The following is a 24,792-nucleotide window of genomic DNA, read 5'->3' as shown; positions in this document are numbered from 1 at the left end:
GGGTCGAAAGAAAACAGCCAGCGGATTCGCTGGCTGCTGGGTTATGCATTGCTGGTGGCAGACTGCTTGTGGAACAGCTCCCGGAATACCGGATAGATATCATCCTGATCGCGGATATGCTGCATGGCAAAGTTATCGAACATCGACTGCAAATGTTCATACTCCCGCCACAGAGTCTGGTGCGCGCGGCGGGTGATTTCGATATAGCTGTAGTAACGCACGACGGGCAGAATTTTCTTCGCCAGAATTTCATGACACAGCGGCGAGTCGTCTGCCCAGTTATCGCCATCCGACGCCTGCGCGGCATAGATGTTCCACTGCGCCGGGTCATAACGCTCTTTCACCACTTCATCCATCAGCTTCAGGGCGCTCGATACAATGGTCCCACCGGTCTCCTGTGAGTAGAAGAACTCGTGTTCATCCACCTCTTTCGCCTGAGTATGGTGGCGGATATAGACCACCTCCACGTTCTTATAGGTTCTGCTCAGGAACAGGTAGAGCAGAATATAAAAACGCTTCGCCATATCTTTGGTGGCCTGGTCCATTGAACCGGAAACGTCCATCAGACAGAACATCACCGCCTGGCTGGAGGGCTCTGGACGTTTTTCGTAGTTCTTGTAACGCAGGTCAAACGTGTCAATAAACGGCACGCGGTCGATTTTTGCCCGTAGCTCGGCAATCTCTTTGCGCAGGCGCTCCTCTTCCAGCAGTTGCGCCGGTTCCGTGTTTTCCACGACCTTCAGGCTAGTTTCCAGCTCGCGCAGTTCACGCCGTTTACCTGCCGTCATCGCCGTCCGTCGCGCCAGTGAGTTCTGCAGCGAACGCACGACGCTGATATTGGCGGGCACGCCGTTTGCGGTATAACCCGCGCGATGGGTTTTGTATTCGTTAAGCTGGCGGTGCTGGTTCTTTTTCAGATTAGGCAGCGCCAAATCCTCAAACAGCAGGTCGAGATATTCATCTTTCGAGATCTGGAAGACAAATTCGTCCTGACCTTCACCGTCCTGGCTGGCTTGTCCCTGACCGCTTCCAGAACCGCCGCCACCGCCTTGTGGACGCTCGATTCGGTCATTCTGAACAAAGTGATCGTTACCTGGGTGGACGCGATGGCGCAGACCGCCTCGCCCCTGATGAAACATCGGTTCGCTGATGTCATCAGTGGGGATGGAGACAGACTCGCCGCTGTCGACGTCAGTCACCGAGCGTTTGTTGATGGCCTCGGAGATCGACTGTTTAATTTGCGCTTTATAACGACGCAAGAAGCGCTGGCGGTTCACCGTGCTCTTGTTTTTGCCGTTAAGACGCCGGTCAATAAACCAGGTCATATACCCCCCGTACTGCATTTGCCAACTTGCATTTTGTAGGCCCGGTAAGCGTCAACGCTACCGGGCACTTGTTTTAAGACGATTTGCGCACGCGCAGGTACCATTCGCAGAGCAGGCGGACCTGTTTGCGGGTATAGCCTTTCTCCATCATACGGTCGACAAAATCGTCGTGCTTTTTCTGCTCGTCGGTTGAGGTTTTGGCGTTAAACGAAATAACCGGCAACAGCTCTTCGGTATTGGAGAACATTTTTTTCTCAATGACCGTGCGCAGTTTTTCGTAGCTGGTCCAGTTCGGGTTACGCCCGTTGTTATGCGCTCTGGCGCGCAGGACGAAGTTGACAATCTCATTACGGAAGTCTTTCGGATTGCTGATACCGGCAGGCTTCTCAATTTTTTCCAGTTCCGCGTTCAGGGATTCACGGTCAAACAGCTGGCCGGTATCCGGGTCGCGGTACTCCTGATCCTGGATCCAGAAGTCAGCATAGGTGACATAACGGTCGAAAATGTTCTGCCCGTATTCTGAATAGGATTCCAGATAGGCCGTCTGGATCTCTTTGCCAATGAACTCGGCGTATTTCGGGATCAGGTAGCCTTTGAGGAACTCAAGGTAGCGCTCAGCCTGCTCCTGCGGGAACTGCTCGCGCTCGATTTGCTGCTCCAGGACGTAGAACAGATGCACCGGGTTGGCCGCCACTTCCGCATGGTCAAAGTTAAAGACGCGGGAGAGGATCTTAAACGCGAAACGCGTGGACAGACCGTTCATCCCCTCGTCGACGCCAGCGTAATCGCGGTACTCCTGATAGGACTTCGCTTTCGGGTCGGTATCCTTCAGGCTTTCACCATCATAGACGCGCATTTTCGAGTAGATACTGGAGTTTTCCGGCTCTTTCAGACGCGACAGAATGGAGAAGCGAGACAGTGTTTCCAGCGTTCCCGGTGCGCAAGGGGCATGCACCAGCTCACTGTGGTTAAGCAGTTTCTCGTAAATTTTGATCTCTTCCGAGATCCGCAGGCAATAAGGCACTTTGACAATGTAAACACGGTCGAGGAACGCCTCATTGTTTTTATTATTACGGAAGGTGACCCACTCAGATTCGTTGGAGTGCGCCAGAATGATGCCGTTAAACGGCAGGGCGGAAATACCTTCCGTCCCGTTGTAGTTCCCTTCCTGGGTGGCGGTCAGCAGCGGATGCAGCACTTTAATCGGTGCTTTAAACATCTCGACGAACTCCATAATCCCCTGGTTTGCACGGCACAGGGCGCCGGAGTAGCCATAGGCATCCGGGTCGTTTTGCGCGTGATGTTCCAGCTTACGGATATCGACTTTACCGACCAGGGCCGAAATGTCCTGGTTGTTCTCGTCGCCGGGCTCCGTTTTGGCGATGGCGATCTGTTCCAGAATTGACGGCCAGACTTTGACGACGCGGAATTTGGTAATATCGCCACCAAACTCGTGCAGGCGTTTTGCCGCCCACGGTGACATAATCGTGCCGAGATAGCGGTGCGGGATGCCAAACTCTTTATCAAGGATCTGCGCATCTTCCTGCGGATTAAACAGGCACAGCGGATGGTCATTGACCGGGCTGCGTTCCCCGTTGGCACTCAGCACGTAAATCGGCACGCGTTGCATCAGGGCTTTCAGGCGCTCAGCAAGCGACGATTTACCGCCCCCCACAGGACCCAGTAAATAGAGGATCTGCTTCTTCTCTTCCAGACCCTGAGCAGCATGCTTCAGGTAGGAGACGATCTGCTCGATGGCATCTTCCATGCCATAGAACTCTTCAAACGCCGGATATCGGGCGACGACCCGATTCGAAAAGAGACGGGAAAGCCGTGGCTCCAGGGCAGTATCAACCATGTTAGGCTCACCAATAGCCATCAATAGCCGTTCTGCCGCATTGGCATAGGCACTGCGATCTTGCCGACAAATGGTAAGAAACTCCTGCAGTGTGAACTCTTCGTCCTTGGCAGCTTCGTAGCGCTGGCGATAGTGATCGAATATATTCATGGCATGCCGTCCTTTCGTTTTTTAGCACAGGATAAGAGCCGTTCGTATGAGTAGTGGAGGCTCCCGGAAGAGAATTTCTCGCACCTCACTGCCAGAGCAGCAACCTGTGTGCCAGGTCAGACGCTAAGAAGTGCGGGGGTGTGCAGCAAAATCTCTTCTTAAATTAAAGCGTAGATGGCATTTGCAAAACTTGCATGCTGAGAAAATCTAATTTCAATGACATATCAATAACTCATCCAAAAATTCCCACCTGCGTAATAAGGCGAAGCCGCGTTTTTCATTCAGGGTTCACATAAATGAAAGCAGCCTGTCATCTGAAAAGTAAAAAATAACGGGTTAATCAGGCTCATTAGTCAGCAAAAAATTTTGGGATGAACGGGAATGGCGGTTACACTTCACCCGCTGATTATTTGACTACAGGAAAGAATGGATTGTGACCAAACTCAAACTTCTGGCATTGGGCATCCTTGCCGCTACCGCAGTGAACACCGCACAGGCAGAAAGTCAGTGGACTGTTGGCGCGGGCGCGGGTGTCATTAACAGCCCGTACAAACAGTATGACCGCGACGTGTATCCCGTTCCCGTTGTCACCTATGAAGGCGATAACTTCTGGTTCCGTGGCCTGGGAGGCGGCTACTATCTGTGGAACGATACGGCTGACAAGCTGTCGATAATGGCGTATTACGACCCGACGCACTTCAAGCCAGGCGACAGCGACAGCAACGCGCTTCGCCAGCTGGACAAGCGCAGAAGCTCGCTGATGGCGGGTCTTTCTTACGTACATAATACCCAGTATGGCTTCCTGCGTACTGCGCTGGCGGCGGATACGCTCGACAACAGCAACGGCTTTATCTGGGATCTGGCGTGGCTTTATCGCTACACCAACGGCGCGCTGACGCTGACGCCGGGCATCGGTGTGCAGTACAGCAGCGAGAACTACAACGACTACTACTATGGCGTCTCTAAAGCTGAGTCTCGCCGTAGCGGTTTGAACAGCTACAGCGCGGATGATGGCTGGGATCCGTACCTGGAGCTGACCGCGAGCTATAACTTCCTCGGTGACTGGAACGTTTACGGTACTGGCCGTTACTCCCGCCTGAGTGATGAAATCAAAGATAGCCCGATGGTCGACAAATCCTGGGCAGGCATCTTCTCTGTGGGTGTGACCTACAAGTTCTGAGTGTGCATCATTAGCATGCATTCTGTGCATCAAAACGGGGCGCTTGCGCCCCGTTTGTTTTATTTTGGTGCAGCAGAACAGAGTTAACGCTTCACAATCTTAATTGTCTGGCCTAAACGAGATGGTTTTTCTTCGCTTGCTTTCTGCGGCGTGCTCACGCAGGCGGTTTCTACGCAAACAAAGGTTTTATAACCGTCATCCGTTACGTCCGCCATGCTGACAGAAAGCGCCGGGCCTGGGTTCCAGCCGACTACGTCGCTGTGATGGTGATGAACCACTTCAATACCGCGATTCAGGGCACCGTCATGGATCACGCTGCATGCTTCCGGGTGCAGGTAAACGCGGTCGGTACGGTCAGGGAACGTTTGCACCCCGTCGCTCAGCTTACCTTCCTTCGCGTTATCCACCTTGTCGATAAAGGTATCACCAAGACCGCTCACTTTTACCGCGCTAATATCACCCACGTTGAAATAGGTGTGCAGGGCTGACGTGGTTTCAAACTCGCCATGGGCTTCCAGCTCAATTTCGCAGGTTTTCGCCAGCTTGAAGCGGGCATAAAGGGTGAAATCGTGCGGCCACAGGGCGCGAGTTTCATCGTTTGCCTGCAGTTCAAAGGTCAGCACCGCGCCGTTATCATCTTCGTTGTGTGCTTTCAGCGTCCATTGTTGATTACGGGCAAAACCGTGAGACGGCAAACCCGGTTGCGCGGAAGGGCCGAACCACGGCCAGCAGATCGGCACGCCGCCACGGATAGCCGCCCCTTTTTTGAATGAGGTCGCATCGCTCAGCCATAAGCCTTCCACTTCTCCTTCCGGTTTCCAGGAGAGCAGGTGAGCGCCGTTCAGCGCCACGGAAGCTTTTACGCGCGGATGGTCCACAACGATAATATCAGCACCGTCGATCTGACGGCGGGAGAGCACAGGGGTAAGTTGTTCGACTACCGGAAGTGCAAAAATTTTATTAATCATTAAGCAATCCTCTGTCTTAAAACAATAAAAAAGGCGACCGAAGTCGCCTTTTTGGATCAAGCACTCATCTCAACTTATTTGGAGATGTGAGCGATCAGGTCCAGTACTTTGTTAGAGTAGCCAGTTTCGTTGTCGTACCAGGAAACCAGTTTAACGAAGTTGTCGTTCAGTGCGATACCAGCTTTAGCATCGAACACGGAAGTGCACACTTCGCCGTTGAAATCGGTAGATACAACGTCGTCTTCGGTGTAGCCCAGAACGCCTTTCATTGCGCCTTCGGAAGCAGCTTTGATTGCTTTCTTAATTTCTTCATAAGAAGCAGCTTTTTCCAGACGAACGGTCAGGTCAACAACGGATACGTTAGGCGTTGGAACGCGGAACGCCATACCAGTCAGTTTACCGTTCAGCTCTGGCAGTACAACGCCTACAGCTTTAGCAGCACCGGTAGAAGATGGGATGATGTTCTGAGCTGCGCCACGGCCGCCGCGCCAGTCTTTGTGAGACGGGCCATCAACAGTTTTCTGAGTAGCGGTAGTTGCGTGAACGGTGGTCATCAGGCCTTCAACGATACCGAAGTTGTCGTTGATAACTTTAGCCAGTGGAGCCAGGCAGTTGGTGGTGCAGGATGCGTTGGAAACGATGTCCTGGCCAGCGTATTTTTCGAAGTTAGCACCACGAACGAACATTGGGGTATTGTCTTTGGAAGGACCAGTCAGAACAACTTTCTTCGCACCAGCGGTGATGTGTTTACGTGCGGTTTCGTCGGTCAGGAAGATACCGGTAGCTTCAGCTACAACGTCAACACCAATTTCGTTCCATTTCAGGTTAGCTGGGTCTTTCTCAGCAGTAACGCGGATGGTTTTACCGTTAACAACCAGGTGGCCGTCTTTCACTTCAACGGTGCCGTCGAAACGACCGTGAGTTGAGTCGTACTTCAGCATGTACGCCATGTATTCAGCGTCCAGGAGATCGTTGATACCAACGATTTCGATGTCAGAACGTTTCTGAGCAGCACGGAAAACAATACGGCCGATACGGCCAAAACCGTTGATACCTACTTTGATAGTCATATATTCCACCAGCTATTTGTTAGTGAATAAAAGGTTGCCTGTAAAATTACAAAAACCTTACGCAGCGTCAAGCGGAATCGTGTCAATCATTGCGACAAATCAATCCTGTGACTAACGTTTGTGCGACTGACTCGCCTCACTTTCCCTTTGAGCTAGCAACCACATGGGGGCTGCGGCCGGAATTTTAAAGGCCTCGCAGGATAAAAATGTGAAACAGGTCACAATTGCCTGACCGCCTTTTCGCGACACATAAGTTTAGAACAAAAGTGCACGCAAGGGTGTTAATGTTTTGTTAGAATTCGGGTCAGAAGATGTCTGTTTCTACAGCGAGATGTAAGCATATGTCGAACCAACGTAACCCCGACGATTTGAAAAAAAACCTCACAGAAATGCAGTTTTACGTGACGCAGAACCACGGAACGGAACCGCCATTCACCGGGCGTTTACTGCACAACAAACGAGACGGCGTCTACCACTGTCTGGTGTGCGATGCGCCGCTGTTTAATTCGCAAACAAAATATGATTCAGGCTGTGGCTGGCCGAGCTTTTACGAGCCGGTGAGCGATGACGCGATCCGCTATCTGACGGACTCCTCACACGGCATGGTACGCACTGAAATTCGTTGCGGAAACTGTGATGCGCACCTCGGGCATGTCTTCCCTGATGGGCCTCAGCCAACGGGTGAGCGTTTTTGCGTGAATTCAGCCTCGTTAAGCTTCACTGATGACGAAAATGGCGATCACACTAAAGGTTGAAAAATCGATTCAGCAAATTATTCCTTTAAAAGGGAGACATCATGAATATTGATGACATGATTAGCGGTATGACACCGGAGGTTTATCAGCGTCTGGTGACGGCCGTTGAACTGGGAAAATGGCCAGATGGTGTGGCGCTCACCCCGGAGCAAAAAGAGAACAGCCTGCAGCTGGTGATGTTATGGCAGGCGCGCAACAATACTGACGCGCAGCACATGACGATCGACACCAGTGGACAGATGGTGATGAAGAGCAAGCGCGAGCTGAAAGAAGACTTCGGCATCACGCCGAAGCCGATTGCGACTTTCAAATAATGCTCTCTGTGTAGGCCGGGTAAGCGTTAGCGCCACCCGGCACACTACACCTTAGTGTGGGATCCCGAGCGACGCCGCCAGCTGCTTCGCTAACTGGTTGTTGTCGTCCGCGCCGTACTCCCAGAACATCGCCCCTGCCAGACCTTTCTCTTTGATATAGTCCGCTTTGATGGCAACGGAACGCGGGTTCTCATAGGAAATCGCAAACAGCGCCTTCCCGTCGGCAGAATTCACCGACAGCCACGGCACCTTAGCCTGGTCATCCCAGTGCTCAGTAAAGCGCTTCTGCGGATCTTTCAATAGCTTCTTCACGATATCGTTGTACTTCACGTAGGTATCTTTGGTCAGGTCATAGCCGAGTGACGTGAACAACCCGATCTCCTGAGGTCCGAAGTAGGGCTGGGTCACCGGATTTTTTTGCGCATCCTGTTTCGTCCAGTCGATCCCCGGCTCGACGGCGCGTTTCGGCACGCGGCCATAGAATCCGATCCCGAGGTTCATCTGCTGTGGTTTCAACCCGGCGGTAAGATAGTTGTTCACCACAAAATCGACGCTGTATTTATCGGCCGCGGCAACCGTCGGCCAGGCGCTGGAGTCATACAGGTTCGCGTTGAAATACTGCGTCCCGTACGCCATGTCGTAGGTCATCAGGTTGATGTAGTCGAGCAGCGGGGCGATGGCTTTGACATCCACCCAGCTTTTCGGACTTTCCGCATTCGCGCCTACCGCGATAGTGACCAGTTTTTTCTGCCCGAACGCCTCACGCATCTCTTTCAGCAGCGCGGTGAAGTTATCCCGGTCGGCAGGCGTGCTGGCAACCAGCCCCCACGCGCCGTTGACGGGATACTCCCAGTCGAGGTCGATCCCGTCCAGACCGTATTTATCGACGATCTCCTGCGCGGAGCGGATAAACACCGCGCGCGTCTCTTTAGTTGCCGCTGCGCCAGAGAAGCCACGCGCCCCCCAGCCGCCAACAGAAAGCAGCACTTTGAGGTTCGGGTTTTGTTTACGCAGGGTCGGGATGAGGGCCAGATCGGAGGCGACTTTTGGCGATAGCCAGATTTGATGCAGTTTCGTCGGATCTTTTAGGGCGGCGTTGGTTTCATCTTTCTCATCGTTATAGACAAGGCCAAACGAGTAGTTCAGGTGGGTGATCTGGCGAACGTCCAGCTTATTGATGTCGCCACCCGGTCCGGCGGTGACATCGCCACCCCCGTTAAAGTAGCCTACGGACATCAGGGTACTGGCGGAGGCAACTGACGCGCAAAGCAAGGGTAATGCTGCCAGCAAGGGCAAACGTTTCATACAAGTTCCTCTTTGACAAACGAAAAAACCACGCCACTGAAAAAGCGTGGCGGAAAAATAACCTGATGAGAATAGCATTGCCGCTTCGCTGAGGATGCGAGGGAGTTCACTTTATGGGAGATCGGAGAGGGGGTTGCCGGGTGGCGGCTGCGCCTTACCCGGCCTACGGGGAAAGGTAGGCCGGGTAAGCGTCAGCGCCACCCGGCTAAAAAGGTTTACGCCTGCGTTTCCAGCCAGTCTTCCAGCGTATACAGCGTCGCGCCTTCGGCGGCCATATCCATAAACGCCTGAGCGCTGTCCTGCGGGTTAATGTTCACCCCGCGGCAGCCATCGGTGATGACGCTGACGGAGTAACCCAGCTGGAGCGCATCGAGTACGGTAAACTTTACGCAGTAATCCGTCGCCAGGCCCAGCACAATCAGCTCCGTGATTTCGTGGTGACGTAACCATGCGTCCAGCGCCGTTTTCTGGCGATGCCCGTTATCAAAAAACGCGCTATAGCTGTCGATATCCGGGTTTTCCCCTTTATGGAACACCGCGTCGATGGCTTTCTGATTCAGGAGCGGATGCAGCTCCGCGCCTTCCGTCTGCTGTACGCAGTGATCCGGCCAGAAGGTTTGCACCAGCCCGTCGAGTTCCCCCTGAGTGAAAGGCTCAACGCCGTGCTGGCTGGCAAAGCTGCCGTGGTTCGCCGGGTGCCAGTCCTGGCTTGCGACAACCGCTTCGCCGCGGGCTTTGCACCAGTCAATCAGCGTATTCGCCACATCAACGGTACTGTCACCTTCCGCGACGGCCAGCGCGCCGCCCGCGCAGAAATCATTTTGCAAATCGACCAGTAACAGAGCGCGTTGCTTCATGTAGCCTCCTTATTCGTCCGGGGTCAGCTCGCCGCGCAGGTTTTGCATCATCGCGCTGCGAATAGACTGAATGTCCAGGTCCTGACTCAGTAAATAGTGAAGTTTAGTCAGCGTTGCCTCAACGGTCATATCGAAGCCGCTGATGACTCCGGCATGTGCGAGCGCGTTGCCGGTGGCGTAGCCGCCCATGTTCACCTTGCCGGACATACACTGGGTCAGGTTCACCACCACGATCCCGCGCTCGCTGGCCTCCTGAAGCTCTTTCAGGAATTCGCCGTTCTGCGGGGCGTTGCCGACGCCGTAAGAGCGCAAAATCAGCGCTTTCACCGGCTGACGCAGGAAGTTACGTACCACGTCCGCAGAGATCCCAGGGTAAATCGTCACCACGCCAATCGGTTGTGGGGTAATCGGGTGCACAATCAGCTCACCGGCGGTGTTCGGCGCAGGCGGCGTGCCCAGACGACGGATATGAATACCCGCTTCCAGCAGCGGCTGCAGGTTAGGCGAGGCGAAAGCGTCGAAGCCGTCGGCGTGCGCTTTGGTAGTGCGGTTGCCGCGGTAAAGACGGTTGTTGAAGAACAACGACACTTCGTTAATCGGATAATTCGCCGCCACGTAAAGGGAATTCAGCAGGTTGATCTGGCCGTCCGAGCGCAACTCCGCCAGCGGGATTTGCGAGCCGGTGACGATAACCGGCTTGCCCAGATTCTCCAGCATGAAGGAGAGCGCGGAAGCGGTAAACGCCATGGTGTCGGTGCCGTGCAGGATCACGAAGCCGTCGTACTGGTCGTAATGGGCTTTAATATCATCCGCGATGTGCTGCCAGTCTTCCGGCGTCATGTCGGAGGAGTCCATCAGCGGCTCGTATTCGTGGATGGTAAAGTCAGGCATTTCCGGGCGGTGGAATTCAGGCATCAGTGCAAGCTGACGCTGCAGGTGGCCGGAGACAGGAATATAGCCGTTTTCAGAGCGCTGCATCCCGATGGTACCGCCAGTGTAGGCTACATAAATCGATTTCTTCTGCATGGGTGTGAGTTCTTGTTCTTCAAAAGAAAAAAATCCCCTCTTCGCGCGAAGCGGGGACGGTTTTTAACGAACGTTCGCGCAGGTCAGGCAAAACGCGTAACGACTTTGTGGATCATTAAAGGCCGCGAGCTTATCGCTTTCCGCCTTCATCGCTTTCGCTGCCGTGGCAACAGGCGCAGGCAGGTAAGCCTGCAGCGCCTCCGGCAGCATGGCGCGAACGGAAACGGACATGCTGTCCATCACCATATCGAAGAACGACGGCTCGTCCTGATAATACTCAACGTGCCACTGCTTGAGCTTCGCCAGTTCGGCCGCTTTCTTAACGGCGTCGTCAAAGTCACCCAGACTGTCCACCAGGCCGTTGCTCTTCGCGTCCTGGCCGGTCCAGACGTGGCCCTGCGCGATCTGGTCGATCTGCTCAGGCGTCTTTTTACGCGAGTCCGCTACCAGCGTGATAAAGCGTTTATAGCCGTTCTCAATGCTGAGCTGCATCATCTCAGAGACTTCAGGCGGCAGAGATTTCGTCACCGACACATCCGCCAGCGGAGACGTGGAAACGCCATCGGTATGCACGCCCAGATAGTCCAGACTGTTTTCCACGGTATTAATCACCCCGAAGATGCCGATAGAGCCGGTCAACGTGCTTGGGTTGGCGACAATGTAGTTCGCTGGCGTGGAGATCCAATACCCGCCCGATGCGGCCATTCCGCCCATTGATACCACCACCGGTTTGCCAGCGGCGCGTGCCGCGGCCAGTTCCGCGCGGATCACTTCAGAAGCGCTCACGCTGCCGCCAGGGCTGTTTACGCGCAGAACAATCGCTTTCACTTTCGGGTCAAGGCGCGCATCGCGGATTTGCGACGCGGTGGTGTCCCCGCCAACGTTCCCCGGGGTCTCCTGTCCGTCCATGATAGCGCCGTTAGCGAAGACCACGGCAACGCTGTCCCCGGTCTCATCAGGTTTTTTCGCTGCGTAGTCATACATGCTAATGGCGCTGAAGTTTTTATCTTCTTTGCTCCAGCCAAACTGTTTGGTCAGCGCTTTTTCGACATCCGCGCTTGAGCCCAGCGCGTCAACCAGCTTGTTGTCGAGCGCATATTTCGCGGTATCGCCGTCAACCTTACGCAGCCCGTCCAGCATGCCGCGCGCGCCAGGGAAGACCTGTTCAGCGGTAATCTGACGGTTAGCGGCGATGGTGCCGAGATAGTTCTGCCACAGTTCGCCAATCCAGCGGCTGTCCGCTTCACGGGCAGCAGGGGACATATCGTCGCGGATAAACGGCTCAACCGCAGACTTATAGGTACCGACGCGGAAGACGTGGGTGGTGACTTTCAGCTTGTCGAGCAGCGACTTGTAATACAGCCCGTTGGTGGCAAAACCATGAAGGTCGACCGTACCCTGCGGCGAGAGCCAAATTTTATTGGCAAAGCTCGCCAGATAATATTGCCCCTGGCTGTAGCTGTCGCCCACGGCAATCACCGGTTTGCCGCTGTCGCGGAACTCGCGCAGCGCTTTACCGATGTACTGCATGGAAGGCTGATCGCCTCCGGCAAAATCTTTCAGATCCAGCACGATCCCGGTGATGTTGCGGTCGTCTTTGGCCTGACGAATGGTATCGACGATATCGAACAGGGAGTTTTCCTGCAGACGGTCGGATGTTGCGCCAAACAGCTGGCGGCCAATCACGCCCAGACGGTTGCTGGTAGAAGGTTTATCAACGATGACGCCGGTGATGTCGAGTAACAGCGCCCCACGGGTCGAATGTTGGGCCTGGTTGGCGTTGCTGATGTGCATCCAGACGCCTACGCAAACCAGCACCAGGAAGATGAAAAAGATGTTCATCACCAGGTTGCGGACGAAGTTGAGCAGTCGCCACGTCCATTTAAAGAAACCGGCAAAGATTCGCCAAAGGGTTCGCATGTATTCTCCCTAACCAGAAAATGACTGTTTCCGTCGCCACGTGACGGTAATGTTGGGCTATCGTAATGACCCAACCGCCACTTGTCAGCAGGAATCGCCTGACACGCTGTAACAAAATCTGCCGCCGTGTTAATTTTGTGAGTAAATTTCAAGAAAGGAGTTAACCAATGGATGCACTTGAACTGCTTGTTAACCGCCGTAGCGCGTCGCGTCTGGCCGAGCCTGCTCCAGCGGGCGAGCAGCTGGAAAACATTCTGCGTGCGGGCCTGCGCGCGCCGGATCATGGCACGCTCCAGCCCTGGCACTTCTTTGTGATTGAAGCCGAAGGCCGCGACCGCTTCAGTGCGTTACTGGAAAAAGGCGCGGTTGCTGCTGGTCAGGATGAGAAAGGGATTGATAAAGCCCGCAGTGCGCCTTTCCGCGCGCCGATGATCATCGCTGTCGTGGCGAAATGTCAGGCCGACCATAAGGTGCCGGTCTGGGAGCAGGAAATGTCCGCAGGCTGCGCGGTGATGGCGATGCAAATGGCCGCCGTCGCGCAGGGCTTCAATGGCATCTGGCGCACCGGGCCGCTGACCGAGAGTTCGGTCGTGCGTGATGGCTTTGCCTGTGGCGAGCACGATAAAATTGTCGGCTTCCTCTATCTTGGCACCCCGCAGCTTAAAGCCTCCAGCACCATCAGCGTGCCGGACACCACGCCTTTCGTCAGCCGTTTCTGATAACCCGCGCTAAACTGTCTGGATTCTGAGCATCCGCCGCAGAATTCAGACAGTCATACTTACCTCTTTATGGAATGAGCGCTACCATAGCGCGATTGAGATGACAGGAGACGTCCATGAGCGAGCAAACCATTCGTTTAACGCAATACAGCCACGGAGCCGGTTGCGGTTGTAAAATTTCCCCGAAAGTGCTGGAGACCATCCTGCACAGCGAACAGGCGAAGTTTGTCGACCCGAACCTGCTTGTCGGTAACGAAACGCGTGACGATGCAGCGGTTTATGACTTAGGTAACGGCACCAGCATTATCAGCACCACCGATTTCTTTATGCCGATTGTCGATAACCCGTTCGATTTCGGGCGCATTGCGGCGACTAACGCCATCAGCGATATCTTCGCGATGGGCGGTAAGCCGATCATGGCGATTGCCATTCTGGGCTGGCCGATTAACACCATTCCACCTGAGATTGCCCGCGATGTGATTGAGGGCGGGCGCTTTGCCTGTCAGCAGGCGGGGATTGCCCTGGCCGGTGGTCACTCTATCGATGCGCCGGAGCCGATCTTCGGCCTGGCCGTTACGGGCGTGGTACCGACCGAGCGCGTGAAGCGCAACAGCACCGCGCAGGCGGGCTGTAAGCTGTTCCTCACCAAGCCGCTGGGCATTGGCGTACTCACCACCGCCGAGAAAAAATCCCTGCTGAAGCCCGAGCATGTGGGTCTGGCAACGGAAGTGATGTGCCAGATGAACCTGGCGGGTGCGGCTTTCGCCAACATCGACGGCGTGAAGGCGATGACCGACGTGACCGGTTTTGGTCTGCTGGGACACCTGAGTGAAGTCTGCCAGGGCGCTGGCGTTCAGGCGCAGGTCTGGTATCAGGACGTGCCGAAGTTGCCGGGCGTGGAAGAGTATATTGCTCAGGGCGCGGTGCCGGGCGGTACCCAGCGCAACTTCGCCAGCTACGGTCACCTGATGGGCGAGATGCCTGAAGCGTGGCGCAACCTGCTGTGCGATCCGCAAACCTCCGGCGGCCTGCTGCTGGCGGTTACGCCGGGATCCGAAGCCGACGTTCAGGCGACCGCCGCTGAGTTTGGCATCACCCTGACGGCGATCGGCGAGCTGGTGACCGCGCGCGGCGGCCGACCGATGATTGAGATCCGTTAATTCGATGCGGTTGTTTATTGCCGAAAAGCCGAGCCTGGCCCGCGCCATTGCCGATGTGCTGCCTAAACCGCATCGCAAAGGCGACGGCTTCATCGAATGCGGTAACGGGCAGGTGGTCACCTGGTGTATTGGTCACCTGCTTGAGCAGGCGCAGCCGGATGTCTACGACAGCCGCTATGCCCGCTGGAACCTGAACGATCTGCCCATCGTGCCGGAAAAATGGCGCCTGCAGCCCCGGCCTTCGGTCACCAAACAGCTCAACGTGATCAAGCGCTTCCTGCATGAAGCGGCTGAAATCGTGCATGCGGGTGACCCGGACAGGGAAGGGCAGCTCCTGGTCGATGAAGTGCTGGACTACCTGGAGCTGGCGCCGGAAAAGCGCCAGCAGGTGCAGCGCTGTTTAATTAACGACCTCAACCCGCAGGCCGTTGAGCGGGCAATCTCGCGCCTGCGCGCCAACAGCGAGTTTATTCCGCTGTGCGTCTCGGCTTTAGCCCGCGCCCGCGCCGACTGGCTGTACGGTATCAATATGACTCGCGCCTACACCATCCTCGGGCGCAACGCGGGCTATCAGGGCGTGCTCTCCGTGGGCCGCGTGCAGACGCCGGTGCTGGGGCTGGTGGTTCGCCGTGATGAAGAGATTGAAAACTTCGTCGCCAAAGATTTCTTTGAAGTGAAAGCGCATATTGTCACCCCAAAAGACGAGCGCTTTACCGCCGTCTGGCAGCCGAGCGACGCCTGCGAGTCATACCAGGATGAAGAGGGGCGTCTGCTCCATCGTCCGCTGGCCGATCACGTGGTTAACCGCATTACCGGCCAGCCCGCTATCGTCACCAGCTATAACGATAAACGGGAATCAGAACCCGCGCCGCTGCCGTTTTCGCTCTCTGCACTTCAGATTGAGGCGGCCAAAAAGTTTGGCCTGAGCGCGCAGAACGTACTGGATATCTGCCAAAAGCTCTACGAAACCCATAAGCTCATCACCTATCCGCGTTCGGACAGTCGCTATCTGCCGGAAGAACACTTTGCCGGACGCCACTCGGTGATGAACGCCATCGGCGTGCATGCGCCGGATCTGCTCCCGCAGCCGACGGTCAACCCGGACACCCATAACCGCTGCTGGGATGATAAAAAGGTGGATGCCCACCACGCGATTATCCCGACGGCGCGTGCCAGCAGCGTCAATCTGACCGAGAACGAAGCGAAGGTGTACAACCTGGTCGCCCGTCAGTACCTGATGCAGTTCTGCCCGGACGCGGTGTTCCGTAAATGCGTCATTGAGCTTGAGATTGCCAAAGGCAAGTTTGTCGCCAAAGCGCGTTTCCTTGCGGAAGCGGGCTGGCGCACGCTGCTCGGTAACAAAGAGCGCGACGAGGAGAACGACGGCACGCCGCTGCCGGTGGTCGCTAAAGATGACGAGCTGCTGTGCGAGAAGGGCGAAGTGGTTGAGCGTCAGACCCAGCCGCCGCGCCATTTCACCGACGCGACGCTGCTTTCCGCCATGACCGGGATCGCCCGTTTTGTGCAGGATAAAGATCTGAAGAAGATCCTCCGCGCCACCGACGGTTTGGGTACGGAAGCAACCCGCGCGGGGATTATCGAGCTGCTGTTTAAGCGTGGTTTTCTCGAGAAAAAAGGGCGCTATATCCATTCGACAGAGCCGGGCCGGGCACTGATTCACTCCTTGCCAGAGCTGGCCGCGAGGCCGGACATGACCGCGCACTGGGAGTCGGTGCTGACGCAGATCAGCGAGAAGCAGTGCCGCTATCAGGACTTTATGCAGCCGCTGGTCGGGACGCTTTACCAACTGATCGATCAGGCGCGCAGCACGCCGGTGAAAACGTTCAGAGGGATGGTTGCACCCGGTGGTGGCGCGAAGAAAACGTTTAAAAAGAAAAAGAGCGCGGCAGCCTCTTAAACCGTAGGCCGGGTAAGGCGCAGCCGACACCCGGCGAAAAGCAGCTCTGCGGCCTGAAAAAAGCCCGGTGGCGCTAACGCTTACCGGGCCTACAAGAGCGAGAATGCAGCGAAAGCTTAAATCACGCCCTGCCCAATCATCGCATCCGCCACCTTCACGAACCCGGCAATATTCGCCCCGCGCACGTAGTTGGTTTGCGATGCTTCACCGCCGTACTCCACGCAGGCGTGGTGAATATCCAGCATGATGTGGTGCAGGCGCGCATCCACTTTCTCCGCTTTCCAGCCGAGGCGCGCGGCGTTTTGCGCCATCTCGAGGCCGGAGGTCGCCACGCCGCCCGCGTTAGCGGCCTTGCCCGGCGCAAACAGCACGCCCGCTTCCAGGAACAGGTCCGTCGCGTCGATGGTGGTCGGCATATTCGCCCCTTCAGCTACGGCTTTCACGCCGTTGCTAATCAATGTACGCGCGGCTTCAACATCCAGCTCGTTCTGCGTTGCGCACGGCAGGGCGATATCCACCGGCACGCCCCACGGCTGTTTCCCTTCCAGGTAGGTCAGGCCAAACTCTCGGGCATAATCCGCCACGCGACCGTCGCGGCTGGCTTTGATTTCACACAGGCGCGCCAGTTTCTCCGCCGTGAAGCCCGCTTCATCCACCACCGTGCCGCTGGAGTCAGAGGCGGTTACCACGCGAGCACCAAACTGCATCGCTTTCTCAATAGCGTACTGCGCCACGTTACCGGAACCGGACACCGCGACGCGCATCCCTTCAAAACCTAAGCCGTGACGCTTGAGCATGGCTTCGGTGAAGTAAACCAGGCCGTATCCGGTCGCTTCCGGGCGGATCAGACTCCCGCCAAACGACAGCCCCTTGCCGGTAAAGACGCAGGCGCTGTTATTAGAGAGTTTTTTCATCATCCCGGCCATAAAGCCCACTTCACGTCCACCGACGCCGATATCACCGGCAGGAACGTCGGTGTCAGGACCAAGGTGACGATACAGTTCGGTCATTAGCGCCTGGCAGAAGCGCATCACTTCGCCTTCGCTTTTGCCTTTCGGATCGAAATCGCTGCCGCCTTTCCCGCCGCCCATCGGAAGCGTGGTGAGGGCGTTTTTAAAGGTCTGCTCGAAGCCGAGGAACTTCAGAATCGACAGGTTTACGGACGGGTGGAAGCGCATACCGCCCTTAAACGGGCCAATGGCGGAGTTAAACTGTACGCGCCACGCACGATTGACCTGCACCTGATTGCGATCGTCAACCCATGTCACGCGGAACTGGATCACGCGTTCTGGCTCGACAAGGCGTTCAAGCAGAGACATCTGACGGTAGCGCGGATTTTGTTCAAGGAAGGGCCACAGGGTGGTCATCACTTCACGAACGGCCTGCGCGAACTCGCTTTGGTGCGGGTCGCGCTGCTGAACATGGGCAAGGAAACTTTCCAGAGTGCGTGTCTGATCCATAGATATAAGAACCTCTTATAGTAATTTATGTATGTTGCTTATGCGATTTGTGTTGTTTTTTTGACTATACCACCCGTACCGCTTTGTGAGGCAAGCAGAAATGTGTGCCGAAAGGGAAATTCATGAGAAAGGGCGGGTCATAACCAAAAGCGATGGCGAGATAAATTAAAGGTTCTGCTCAGGTTTACCGTTATAGTCAATATCAGGACACAACAGGAAGACAAGTCGATGAACCGTTACGTGATCACCGCGTTATGTTTGATGTTTACCGCTGGCGCTCAGGCGGACCGCATTCGCCCGGATGTGGAAGTGAACGTGCCGCCAGAGGTTTTTAGCTCCAGCGGCCAGCGCGCGCAGCCGTGCAATCAGTGCTGCATCTATCAGGATCAAAACTATTCTGAAGGGGCGGTGGTTAAAGCGGACGGTGTTTTACTGCAGTGCCAGCGTGATGAACGCACCATTAGCACGAATCCGCTGGTCTGGCGTCGCGTAAAAGAATAAAGGCCTCCAGCAGCGGAATATCCGCCGGGGCTAAGTCGTAGGCGAACGCCTCTTCCGGTGTACACCACACCAGCGCGCTGTGGTAGTGCGCCGTGAGCTCTCCACAGAAGACGGGAACATGCCAGGCGTGCAGGTTGATTAACCGCTGCGACACTTCGCGCTGGTGGCTTGCCACGTAGCGCGCAGGCTGAGCCTCAATGCCCAACTCTTCACGCAGTTCGCGGATCAGCGCCTCGGGCTGGGTTTCACCGGCTTCGACTTTCCCGCCCGCAAATTCCCACATTCCCGGCTGGTCGGCGTGGGTAGGGCGCTGCGCCAGTAAAATGTTGTCGTCTTTTTCGATGATGGCGGCAACGACATCGAGTGTTTTCAGCATGGTCGTCAATAATTGTTAGCAAAAAAAGACATATTATCGTGCCCTTTCTCAGAGTCCAGCTATCAGGAGAATCAGGTGAAAAAGACCACCACCTGGGTTGCCCCCATCGAATCCCTTCCCGCCAGCCTTAAGCCGATTGCCGCCATGCAGAAAAAACATTTTGGCGCGGTGCTTAATCCCACTCGCTGGTGGGGACGGATGCCGCGTCTGTTCTGGCTGGTTGCGCTGTTTGTCGGTTATCTGGAGCGCCGCAAGGCACGTCTTTCCCCGGTGCTGCGTTCACTGCTGATGACCCGCGTGTCGCAGCTGTGTCACTGCGCATTTTGTATCGATGCCAACAGCCTGCGGCTTGCCGAGCGGGCGGGCGCGCTGGATAAAGTTCAGGCGGTGAGCCACTGGCGTGAAAGCGATGTATTCAGCGACGAGGAGTGCGCTGCGCTGGCGTACGCCGAAGCCGTCAGCGCCACGCCGCCTCAGGTGGATGACGTGGTCAAAGCGCAGTTGAAGCGCCACTTTACAGACGACGCGATTACCGAAATGACGGCATTGATTGCGTTTCAAAACCTCTCGGCACGTTTTAATGCCGCGCTCGACATTCCTGCTCAGGGGCTGTGCGCGACCTTTAAAGAGAAACCCCATGCTTGATAAACACCTGCATCCTCGCCTGAAACCTCTGCTTAACCAGCTCGTGGCCGTGCTGGATAAACCCTTTATTACCCCTGATGGCCTGACGTTAACAGGATTTGCCGTCGGCGTGCTGGCGCTGCCGTTTCTGGCGCTCGGCGGGTATTTTGCTGCGCTGGTCGCCATCGTATTCAACCGCCTGCTGGATGGTCTGGACGGTGCGCTGGCGCGCCGCAGGGGATTAACCGATGCGGGAGGGTTTCTGGATATCGCGCTCGATTTTCTGTTTTACGCGCTGGTCCCGTTTGGCTTTGCCCTGGCTGCGCCCGCCGAGAATGCGCTGGCCGCCGCCTGGCTGTTGTTCGCGTTTATCGGCACCGGCAGCAGTTTTCTGGCGTTTGCGGCGCTGGCGGCGAAACACGATATCGACAACCCGGGCTATGCTCACAAGTCGTTTTATTACATCGGTGGGCTAACGGAAGGGACGGAAACCATCGCGCTGTTCGTACTGTGCTGCCTGTTTCCGGCACACTTTACGCTGTTTGCGTGGATATTCGGCGCGTTGTGCTGGCTGACCACCACAACGCGCATTTGGAGCGGCTATGTGACGCTGAAGTCACTCAAGCCTTAGAGGGTACTCTCAGGCCCGCGTTTGCCGGTAGAGACCGGATTTTGCGGATGACTGCTCCATTCGTACCAGCCGCCGTCATAGACGGCGACGTTCTTCCAGCCCATCGCGCGGGCATACATAAAGCTTTCTGACGCGCGCCAGCCGGTGCCGCAATAAAACGCAACGTGCTGCTCAGGCTGGATGTGCCAGGTCTTCCACATAGCGGCAATATCATCGGCGCTGCGCATGGTGCCATCCGGGTTATGGAAATCTTCCATGTGGGTCGCGTCGCTGCCCGCGTGACCCCAGCGCGCCCCGGCAATATCACCTTTGGGCTTGATGTAGCTGTAGCCGCTGGTGTCGCCGATAAACTCCGGCCACGAACGAATGCTGACCAGCGAGGCATCCTGACGGTTCAGCATGCGGCGCGCCTGTTCCATATCCACCATCAGCTGCGGCTGGCCGGGGATCGGCGCGCCAAAATCAGGGGCAGGCTTCACGTTTGCCGGCATACCGCGCTCAACCGGCAGGTTGGCCTCTGACCATGCTTTCCAGCCGCCGTCGAGAATGCGAACATCCTTCACGCCCGCATAGAGCATGATTTGCGCCACGCGCGCGGCGGCGTAAACGTCACGGCCATACAGAATGACGGTGGTATCGTGACGGATCCCGTGTTTCGCCAGCATCGCTTTCAGCTTGTCGTCGGAGACCTTATTCCACAGCGGCTCGCTTTCCACCTCGTTAGTGTCGATGTAACCCGCGCCGGGGATATGGTTCAGCAGGTAAAACTTCGGTGCGCCCCAGGCGGCTTCAATCACTTTCCAGTCGCCAGCCGGGGCGGCGGTGACCGGTTTGCCTTGTTGTAGCTGGTGGATCCACTGCGGGTAGACGAGTTGTTCAAAGTGCGGCAGGCGCTGTAGGCGGTCGGGTGTTTGCAGGGCATCGCTGAGAAGCGACAGATGCGCGTATCCGGCCTTCTCCAGGCGGGCTTTAACGGCCTGGTTGTCGGCATCGCGGCCGTAAAGGGCAATGGGCGTGGACGGGGTAAGCTGGTGCTGTTTTATCCACGCGCCAAACTGCTCGTCGCTCATGGCGCTTAGCCAGGAGGCCGCCAGGTTGAGCGCGGCGGGTTCATGCCCGGAGGGGCCGCTGAGCGTTTGCGGCCAGCCGTTGTAGAACGCGCTGGGGCGGGTGTCGATGGCTTTGCCCTGTTGCGCCTGCAGTTCGGCCAGCGTAAGGGAAGAGGACATATCAGCCGCCACGGCGGAGAGTGAGGCGAGGCCGCAGAGTAGGGCCAGCGCGGTCAGTTGAGAAACACGTTTCATCGAATAACCTGACGTCAGTAAAAGAGGGGGGCATTGTCGTCTCTCCCGGATCTGAAAACATTGCGTTAGCACATTATTGCCAGCGAGAAATCTCGATCACCTTGCCACCGGGCGGAATGTCTTCCTCATCATGGGTGACCAGCACCGCTGGAATATTACGCGCACGAACGGCGTCAAACACCCAGGTTCGAAACGTCGTTCGTAACGCTTTATCGAGGCGGCTGAACGGTTCATCCAGCAATAATGCCTGCGGCTCCGCAAGCAGGGCGCGCAGCAGGCTGACCCGGGCGCGTTCTCCGCCGGAAAGCGTAGCAGGGTCGCTGGCAGAGTAATTTTCCAGCCCGGCAGAACGTAGCGCCTGCTCAACGCGTTCCCGACGCGCCTCGCCTTTAATGCGGGAAGGCAGGGCGAGCATCAGGTTTTGCCCGACGCTGAAGTGGTCAAACAGCAGGGCGTCCTGAAAGAGGATCCCTAAACCACGCGTTTCCACGGGCAAGGTGTCACAGCGGCTTTCATCAAGCCACAGTTCTCCCTGCGCCTTAAAATCAGAAGATAACGCCCCCACCATCCAGGAGAAAAGTGTCGATTTCCCGCTACCGGACGGCCCCATCAGGGTCACTATCTCCCCGCGCGGTACACAAAAATTGACCTGCCGGAAAAGCGGTTCAATGGTCAGATTTTGCACCTTTAACATTAACGTAATCCTCGACGGTAGCGGCCTGCCAGACTGGATAAGAGGGCGGCGGTGCCAAAAACGATGCCCGTCACTAATAGTAATCCCAGCGCGCGGGTCGCCAGGATCGGAAGACTTCCCCCGCTGCTGAGCGCCACGGTTTCAGTGGTCAGCGTGGCAAAACGTCCGGCACCCAGCCACAGTGTGGGCATGTATTGCGCCATGCTCACCGAAAACCCGGTGGCAAAAGCCAGTAACGCCGGGCGTACCAGCAGCGGGCATTTTAGCATCCAGAATATTTTCATCCGTCCCCAGCCAAGCGTTCTGGCGGAGAGGAACAGTCGGGGATCCAGCTTTTGCCAGGCAGGTTGCAGCACCAGCAGCGTCCAGGGCAGTACCCACAGCAGGTGCCCCCAGAGCACGGCAGCGAACTGCCCGTCGATGCCCAGCGTGAGCGCAACGGCATATTGACCGGAGACAAGAGGTAGAGCGGGCAACGCGAGCGGCAGCCAGACCCACAGCGCGCCTCTTCTGGGCCCCCATTCGAGCCAGAGAAAACTCAGCCCAAGCGCCAGCACGCCAGAGAGCATCCCCAGCGTAAGGCTGGTGGTTAACGGGGTCAGTGCGGCCTCTTCGGGACGCGCTAAACCGAGCAGCACGATGGCGCAGAGGATCCCACATCCCGGTAGCCACCAGGCGAGCGACTTTTCCGGTACCGGCAGGGACGCGCGGCGCCTGACGCCGGAGAGGTTCGGCAAGGTGCGTCGCCAGGCTTTCCAGATGCCGAATCCCACTCCGGCCAGCAGAGCCAGAGTCAGGAGTAAGAGAAGGCAAACGAGCGTTCCCTGCGCCTGCTGCCACGCATCGCCCTGGCTGAGCCACTGCCAGGCCAGCACCGCCAGCGTGGGGGGATTACCTGGCCCCAGAATAATGGCAACATCCACCACAGACAGCGACCAGGCCAGCACGGCCAGCATCACGGCACCCAGCGCGGGGGCAATGGTCGGCAGGACCAGCCAGCACAGGCGCTGAAGGCGTCCGTAACCCAGGGTACGCAAAACCACATTCTTCTGCGCCAGCTGCGCTTCAGGCAGCGCGGCATAGAGTGCCCACAGGACAAACGCGCTCTCTTTGACCGCGAGCGTCAGCCCCAGCCCGATGCCATAACGATCGAGCTGCGGTGAGCAGAAAGTGCAGACCTGATAAAACAGCCCTCCCTCGGCAAACAGGAGTAGCGCGCTGGTCGCGAAAGCGACGTGGGGCACCGCCAGCATCCAGGGTAACTGCGTGCACAAGCGACGCCAGCGTTCGCCGGGCCAAAGCAGCGTGATGAACCCCAGGGCAATCACCAGCGAACCCAGCGTTGCCAACAGCGTCGAGACCAGCGTAGCGGCAAACGCCTGCGGCAACTGGGGATCGTCAGCCAGCGCCTGCCAGCTATCGAGCGACAGCGCCGGAGTAAACAGCATAGCGACGGCAGGAAGCAGCGGGAGATAAATCACCGCCATTACCAGCCAGATCGCCGCGCTTAGCGGGTGCCGTAACGGCGAAGCCATTCCTGCTCCAGCGCGTTAACCCAGACGGCGTGCGGTTCAGGAAGCACTGCCGGTAACGCTTCTGGCGTGTGGCTGCGAAGCCGCTTCGCCTCATCGGCGGGTAGCGTTCCCGCGTCCAGCACGCTCGGGTCACCCCACACGGCCGGATCGGCTTTGCGGATCTGCGCCTGCGGTGAAAGCAGGAAGTTTGCCACCACTTTTGCCCCCGCACTGGCGCTGGCATTCGCCGGAATGGCGACAAAATGGACGTTACCGATTGTGCCGTTCTTAAACCCGAAGCTGTAGCTGTCGGCAGGGAGTTCACCGCTGGCGACCTTTTGCCGGGCATGCGCCGGGTTAAAGGTCATCGACAGAGCCAGGTTGCCGCTGGCGAGCAGGGCATCCATGCGCGCGGGCGAGGGAGGAAAATCTTGCCCTTTACGCCACAGCAGAGGATGTAGCGTGTCGAGGTAGCGCCACAGCGGCGCGGTAACCTGCTGGAAGGTATCATCCGGCGCTTTTTTTAGCGCGTCAGGCTGCGTGGTGAGCGTCAGAAGCAGCTGTTCCAGGAACGCCGTGCCGGTAAAGTCAGGCGGGCGCGGATAAGTGACGTTGCCCGGATGCTGCCGCGCCCAGGCCAGCAATGCCTGAGGGGTATCTGGCGGCGCAGGCATGCTTGCTTTACGGGCGATAAAGGTCAGCTGCGCGCCGCCCCACGGCGATTCTGCTCCCTCGGTTGGGATGGCAAAATCCTCCATAACCGGTTTACGCGTATCAACGTATCGCCAGTTCGGCAGCTGCTGTGCCCATCCGGTTTGCAGCAAACCCGCCTCTTTTAGGGTGCGGAAATTTTCTCCGTTAACCCAGAGTAAATCGACCGAGCCGTTGTGGTTTCGCCCTGCGGCATGTTCCGTCTGGATGCGTTTTACCGCATCGGCGGCATCCGCCAGACGAACAATCCTGAGGTCAATCGCGTAGTGCGTTTTCATTTCGCCGCTAACCCAGTCCAGGTAGCGGTTTACCGCCGGATCGCCACCCCAGGCATTAAACCAGACGGTCTGGCCTTTTGCCTGTTGTTGAAGGGATTGCCAGCTGTCTGCAGAAAAGGCTGGCGTCGCCAGCAGCAGGCTTGTCAGAAACGCGCAAAAACGCACACGGCGCAT

The 24,792-nt window shown here is 56.8% G+C and carries 23 protein-coding genes; 9 read left to right on the top strand and 14 right to left on the bottom strand.

Going from position 1 to position 24,792, the window contains the following annotated elements:
* Window positions 1-41: 41 nt before the first annotated feature.
* Together HV355_RS15265 and yeaG are read right to left on the bottom strand one after the other, a co-directional pair.
* A complete protein-coding gene (locus tag HV355_RS15265) occupies window positions 42-1,325 on the bottom strand; it encodes a YeaH/YhbH family protein (RefSeq protein WP_010430062.1) in 1,284 nt (427 codons plus the stop codon).
* 73 nt (window positions 1,326-1,398) lie between these two features.
* Window positions 1,399-3,333: a protein kinase YeaG gene (yeaG, locus tag HV355_RS15260; protein WP_042717518.1), complete on the bottom strand. Its 1,935-nt coding sequence runs from the start codon at window positions 3,331-3,333 to the stop codon at window positions 1,399-1,401.
* A gap of 433 nt (window positions 3,334-3,766) precedes the next feature.
* On the opposite strand from yeaG, the gene HV355_RS15255 reads away from it, so the two are divergent.
* Complete coding sequence (locus HV355_RS15255) at window positions 3,767-4,513, top strand: MipA/OmpV family protein (protein WP_174339363.1); 747 nt, start codon at window positions 3,767-3,769, stop codon at window positions 4,511-4,513.
* 83 nt (window positions 4,514-4,596) lie between these two features.
* Here HV355_RS15255 and HV355_RS15250 read toward each other — a convergent pair whose 3' ends face one another.
* The gene (locus HV355_RS15250; RefSeq protein ID WP_089599074.1) at window positions 4,597-5,481 is read right to left on the bottom strand and encodes a D-hexose-6-phosphate mutarotase; all 885 of its coding nucleotides are present in this window, start codon (window positions 5,479-5,481) and stop codon (window positions 4,597-4,599) included.
* Between the two features lie 74 nt (window positions 5,482-5,555).
* On the bottom strand, window positions 5,556-6,551 hold the full coding sequence (gene gapA / locus HV355_RS15245) for a glyceraldehyde-3-phosphate dehydrogenase (protein WP_010430074.1): 996 nt from the start codon (window positions 6,549-6,551) through the stop codon (window positions 5,556-5,558).
* A gap of 341 nt (window positions 6,552-6,892) precedes the next feature.
* On the opposite strand from gapA, the gene msrB reads away from it, so the two are divergent.
* Both msrB and HV355_RS15235 read left to right on the top strand, forming a co-directional pair.
* Window positions 6,893-7,306, top strand: coding sequence for a peptide-methionine (R)-S-oxide reductase MsrB (gene msrB, locus HV355_RS15240; protein WP_010430078.1), 414 nt, complete (start codon window positions 6,893-6,895; stop codon window positions 7,304-7,306).
* Between the two features lie 41 nt (window positions 7,307-7,347).
* On the top strand, window positions 7,348-7,620 hold the full coding sequence (locus HV355_RS15235) for a YeaC family protein (protein WP_108416785.1): 273 nt from the start codon (window positions 7,348-7,350) through the stop codon (window positions 7,618-7,620).
* A 51-nt stretch (window positions 7,621-7,671) separates the two neighbouring features.
* Here HV355_RS15235 and HV355_RS15230 read toward each other — a convergent pair whose 3' ends face one another.
* The 4 genes from HV355_RS15230 to sppA all read right to left on the bottom strand — a co-directional run bounded on the left by HV355_RS15230 (window position 7,672) and on the right by sppA (window position 12,728).
* Window positions 7,672-8,925: a glycoside hydrolase family 18 protein gene (locus HV355_RS15230; RefSeq protein ID WP_182402507.1), complete on the bottom strand. Its 1,254-nt coding sequence runs from the start codon at window positions 8,923-8,925 to the stop codon at window positions 7,672-7,674.
* A gap of 215 nt (window positions 8,926-9,140) precedes the next feature.
* Window positions 9,141-9,782: a bifunctional nicotinamidase/pyrazinamidase gene (pncA, locus tag HV355_RS15225; protein WP_182402505.1), complete on the bottom strand. Its 642-nt coding sequence runs from the start codon at window positions 9,780-9,782 to the stop codon at window positions 9,141-9,143.
* 9 nt (window positions 9,783-9,791) lie between these two features.
* Window positions 9,792-10,808, bottom strand: a complete 1,017-nt coding sequence (ansA, locus tag HV355_RS15220; protein ID WP_010430087.1) for an asparaginase — start codon at window positions 10,806-10,808, stop codon at window positions 9,792-9,794.
* A gap of 63 nt (window positions 10,809-10,871) precedes the next feature.
* Entirely contained in the window at window positions 10,872-12,728 is a 1,857-nt protein-coding gene (sppA, locus tag HV355_RS15215) for a signal peptide peptidase SppA (protein ID WP_148399510.1), read from the bottom strand.
* A 167-nt stretch (window positions 12,729-12,895) separates the two neighbouring features.
* On the opposite strand from sppA, the gene HV355_RS15210 reads away from it, so the two are divergent.
* The 3 genes from HV355_RS15210 (at window position 12,896) to HV355_RS15200 (ending at window position 16,525) form a co-directional block, all read left to right on the top strand.
* Entirely contained in the window at window positions 12,896-13,447 is a 552-nt protein-coding gene (locus HV355_RS15210) for an NAD(P)H nitroreductase (RefSeq protein ID WP_010430090.1), read from the top strand.
* Between the two features lie 116 nt (window positions 13,448-13,563).
* Window positions 13,564-14,607, top strand: a complete 1,044-nt coding sequence (gene selD, locus HV355_RS15205) for a selenide, water dikinase SelD (RefSeq protein ID WP_108416788.1) — start codon at window positions 13,564-13,566, stop codon at window positions 14,605-14,607.
* A 4-nt stretch (window positions 14,608-14,611) separates the two neighbouring features.
* Entirely contained in the window at window positions 14,612-16,525 is a 1,914-nt protein-coding gene (locus HV355_RS15200; protein ID WP_174339369.1) for a DNA topoisomerase III, read from the top strand.
* Window positions 16,526-16,641: 116 nt separating this feature from the next.
* Here the strand turns inward: HV355_RS15200 and gdhA are convergent, their stop codons facing one another.
* Window positions 16,642-17,985 (bottom strand): NADP-specific glutamate dehydrogenase, encoded by a 1,344-nt coding sequence (gene gdhA / locus HV355_RS15195; RefSeq protein WP_182402504.1) that lies wholly within the window; start codon window positions 17,983-17,985, stop codon window positions 16,642-16,644.
* A gap of 228 nt (window positions 17,986-18,213) precedes the next feature.
* Here gdhA and HV355_RS15190 point away from each other — a divergent pair, with 228 nt between their 5' ends.
* Window positions 18,214-18,486: a YnjH family protein gene (locus HV355_RS15190; protein ID WP_042714824.1), complete on the top strand. Its 273-nt coding sequence runs from the start codon at window positions 18,214-18,216 to the stop codon at window positions 18,484-18,486.
* Here the strand turns inward: HV355_RS15190 and HV355_RS15185 are convergent.
* Window positions 18,446-18,862 (bottom strand): pyrimidine (deoxy)nucleoside triphosphate diphosphatase, encoded by a 417-nt coding sequence (locus tag HV355_RS15185; protein WP_275943576.1) that lies wholly within the window; start codon window positions 18,860-18,862, stop codon window positions 18,446-18,448. The genes HV355_RS15190 and HV355_RS15185 overlap by 41 nt on opposite strands.
* A 75-nt stretch (window positions 18,863-18,937) precedes the next feature.
* Here HV355_RS15185 and HV355_RS15180 point away from each other — a divergent pair, with 75 nt between their 5' ends.
* Both HV355_RS15180 and HV355_RS15175 read left to right on the top strand, forming a co-directional pair.
* Window positions 18,938-19,507, top strand: coding sequence for a carboxymuconolactone decarboxylase family protein (locus HV355_RS15180; protein ID WP_182402502.1), 570 nt, complete (start codon window positions 18,938-18,940; stop codon window positions 19,505-19,507).
* Window positions 19,500-20,117, top strand: a complete 618-nt coding sequence (locus HV355_RS15175; protein ID WP_182402500.1) for a CDP-alcohol phosphatidyltransferase family protein — start codon at window positions 19,500-19,502, stop codon at window positions 20,115-20,117. Before HV355_RS15180 ends, HV355_RS15175 begins: the two co-directional genes overlap by 8 nt.
* Here the strand turns inward: HV355_RS15175 and HV355_RS15170 are convergent.
* From HV355_RS15170 to HV355_RS15155, 4 genes are all read right to left on the bottom strand, one after another.
* The gene (locus HV355_RS15170) at window positions 20,114-21,421 is read right to left on the bottom strand and encodes a sulfurtransferase (RefSeq protein ID WP_182402498.1); all 1,308 of its coding nucleotides are present in this window, start codon (window positions 21,419-21,421) and stop codon (window positions 20,114-20,116) included. The genes HV355_RS15175 and HV355_RS15170 overlap by 4 nt on opposite strands.
* A 73-nt stretch (window positions 21,422-21,494) precedes the next feature.
* Window positions 21,495-22,115, bottom strand: a complete 621-nt coding sequence (locus HV355_RS15165) for an ATP-binding cassette domain-containing protein (RefSeq protein WP_182402496.1) — start codon at window positions 22,113-22,115, stop codon at window positions 21,495-21,497.
* Complete coding sequence (locus tag HV355_RS15160) at window positions 22,115-23,650, bottom strand: thiamine ABC transporter permease (RefSeq protein ID WP_182402495.1); 1,536 nt, start codon at window positions 23,648-23,650, stop codon at window positions 22,115-22,117. Before HV355_RS15160 ends, HV355_RS15165 begins: the two co-directional genes overlap by 1 nt.
* On the bottom strand, window positions 23,623-24,783 hold the full coding sequence (locus HV355_RS15155; protein ID WP_182402539.1) for an ABC transporter substrate-binding protein: 1,161 nt from the start codon (window positions 24,781-24,783) through the stop codon (window positions 23,623-23,625). Before HV355_RS15155 ends, HV355_RS15160 begins: the two co-directional genes overlap by 28 nt.
* Window positions 24,784-24,792: the final 9 nt, after the last annotated feature.

Origin of the sequence: Enterobacter sp. RHBSTW-01064, from assembly GCF_014103035.1 — a bacterium.
GTDB lineage: Bacteria > Pseudomonadota > Gammaproteobacteria > Enterobacterales > Enterobacteriaceae > Enterobacter > Enterobacter mori.
Note: the sequence above shows the minus strand (reverse complement) of the source record. Positions and strands in the feature narration are given on the sequence as shown.

Bases quoted from the DNA above. Each gene is read 5' to 3' on its own strand.
- HV355_RS15265 (WP_010430062.1), bottom strand. From the start codon at position 1,325: ATGACCTGGTTTATTGACCGGCGTCTTAACGGCAAAAACAAGAGCACG.
- yeaG (WP_042717518.1), bottom strand. From the start codon at position 3,333: ATGAATATATTCGATCACTATCGCCAGCGCTACGAAGCTGCCAAGGAC.
- HV355_RS15250 (WP_089599074.1), bottom strand. From the start codon at position 5,481: ATGATTAATAAAATTTTTGCACTTCCGGTAGTCGAACAACTTACCCCT.
- gapA (WP_010430074.1), bottom strand. From the start codon at position 6,551: ATGACTATCAAAGTAGGTATCAACGGTTTTGGCCGTATCGGCCGTATT.
- msrB (WP_010430078.1), top strand. From the start codon at position 6,893: ATGTCGAACCAACGTAACCCCGACGATTTGAAAAAAAACCTCACAGAA.
- HV355_RS15235 (WP_108416785.1), top strand. From the start codon at position 7,348: ATGAATATTGATGACATGATTAGCGGTATGACACCGGAGGTTTATCAG.
- HV355_RS15230 (WP_182402507.1), bottom strand. From the start codon at position 8,925: ATGAAACGTTTGCCCTTGCTGGCAGCATTACCCTTGCTTTGCGCGTCA.
- pncA (WP_182402505.1), bottom strand. From the start codon at position 9,782: ATGAAGCAACGCGCTCTGTTACTGGTCGATTTGCAAAATGATTTCTGC.
- ansA (WP_010430087.1), bottom strand. From the start codon at position 10,808: ATGCAGAAGAAATCGATTTATGTAGCCTACACTGGCGGTACCATCGGG.
- sppA (WP_148399510.1), bottom strand. From the start codon at position 12,728: ATGCGAACCCTTTGGCGAATCTTTGCCGGTTTCTTTAAATGGACGTGG.
- HV355_RS15210 (WP_010430090.1), top strand. From the start codon at position 12,896: ATGGATGCACTTGAACTGCTTGTTAACCGCCGTAGCGCGTCGCGTCTG.
- selD (WP_108416788.1), top strand. From the start codon at position 13,564: ATGAGCGAGCAAACCATTCGTTTAACGCAATACAGCCACGGAGCCGGT.
- HV355_RS15200 (WP_174339369.1), top strand. From the start codon at position 14,612: ATGCGGTTGTTTATTGCCGAAAAGCCGAGCCTGGCCCGCGCCATTGCC.
- gdhA (WP_182402504.1), bottom strand. From the start codon at position 17,985: ATGGATCAGACACGCACTCTGGAAAGTTTCCTTGCCCATGTTCAGCAG.
- HV355_RS15190 (WP_042714824.1), top strand. From the start codon at position 18,214: ATGAACCGTTACGTGATCACCGCGTTATGTTTGATGTTTACCGCTGGC.
- HV355_RS15185 (WP_275943576.1), bottom strand. From the start codon at position 18,862: ATGCTGAAAACACTCGATGTCGTTGCCGCCATCATCGAAAAAGACGAC.
- HV355_RS15175 (WP_182402500.1), top strand. From the start codon at position 19,500: ATGCTTGATAAACACCTGCATCCTCGCCTGAAACCTCTGCTTAACCAG.
- HV355_RS15170 (WP_182402498.1), bottom strand. From the start codon at position 21,421: ATGAAACGTGTTTCTCAACTGACCGCGCTGGCCCTACTCTGCGGCCTC.
- HV355_RS15165 (WP_182402496.1), bottom strand. From the start codon at position 22,115: ATGTTAAAGGTGCAAAATCTGACCATTGAACCGCTTTTCCGGCAGGTC.
- HV355_RS15160 (WP_182402495.1), bottom strand. From the start codon at position 23,650: ATGGCTTCGCCGTTACGGCACCCGCTAAGCGCGGCGATCTGGCTGGTA.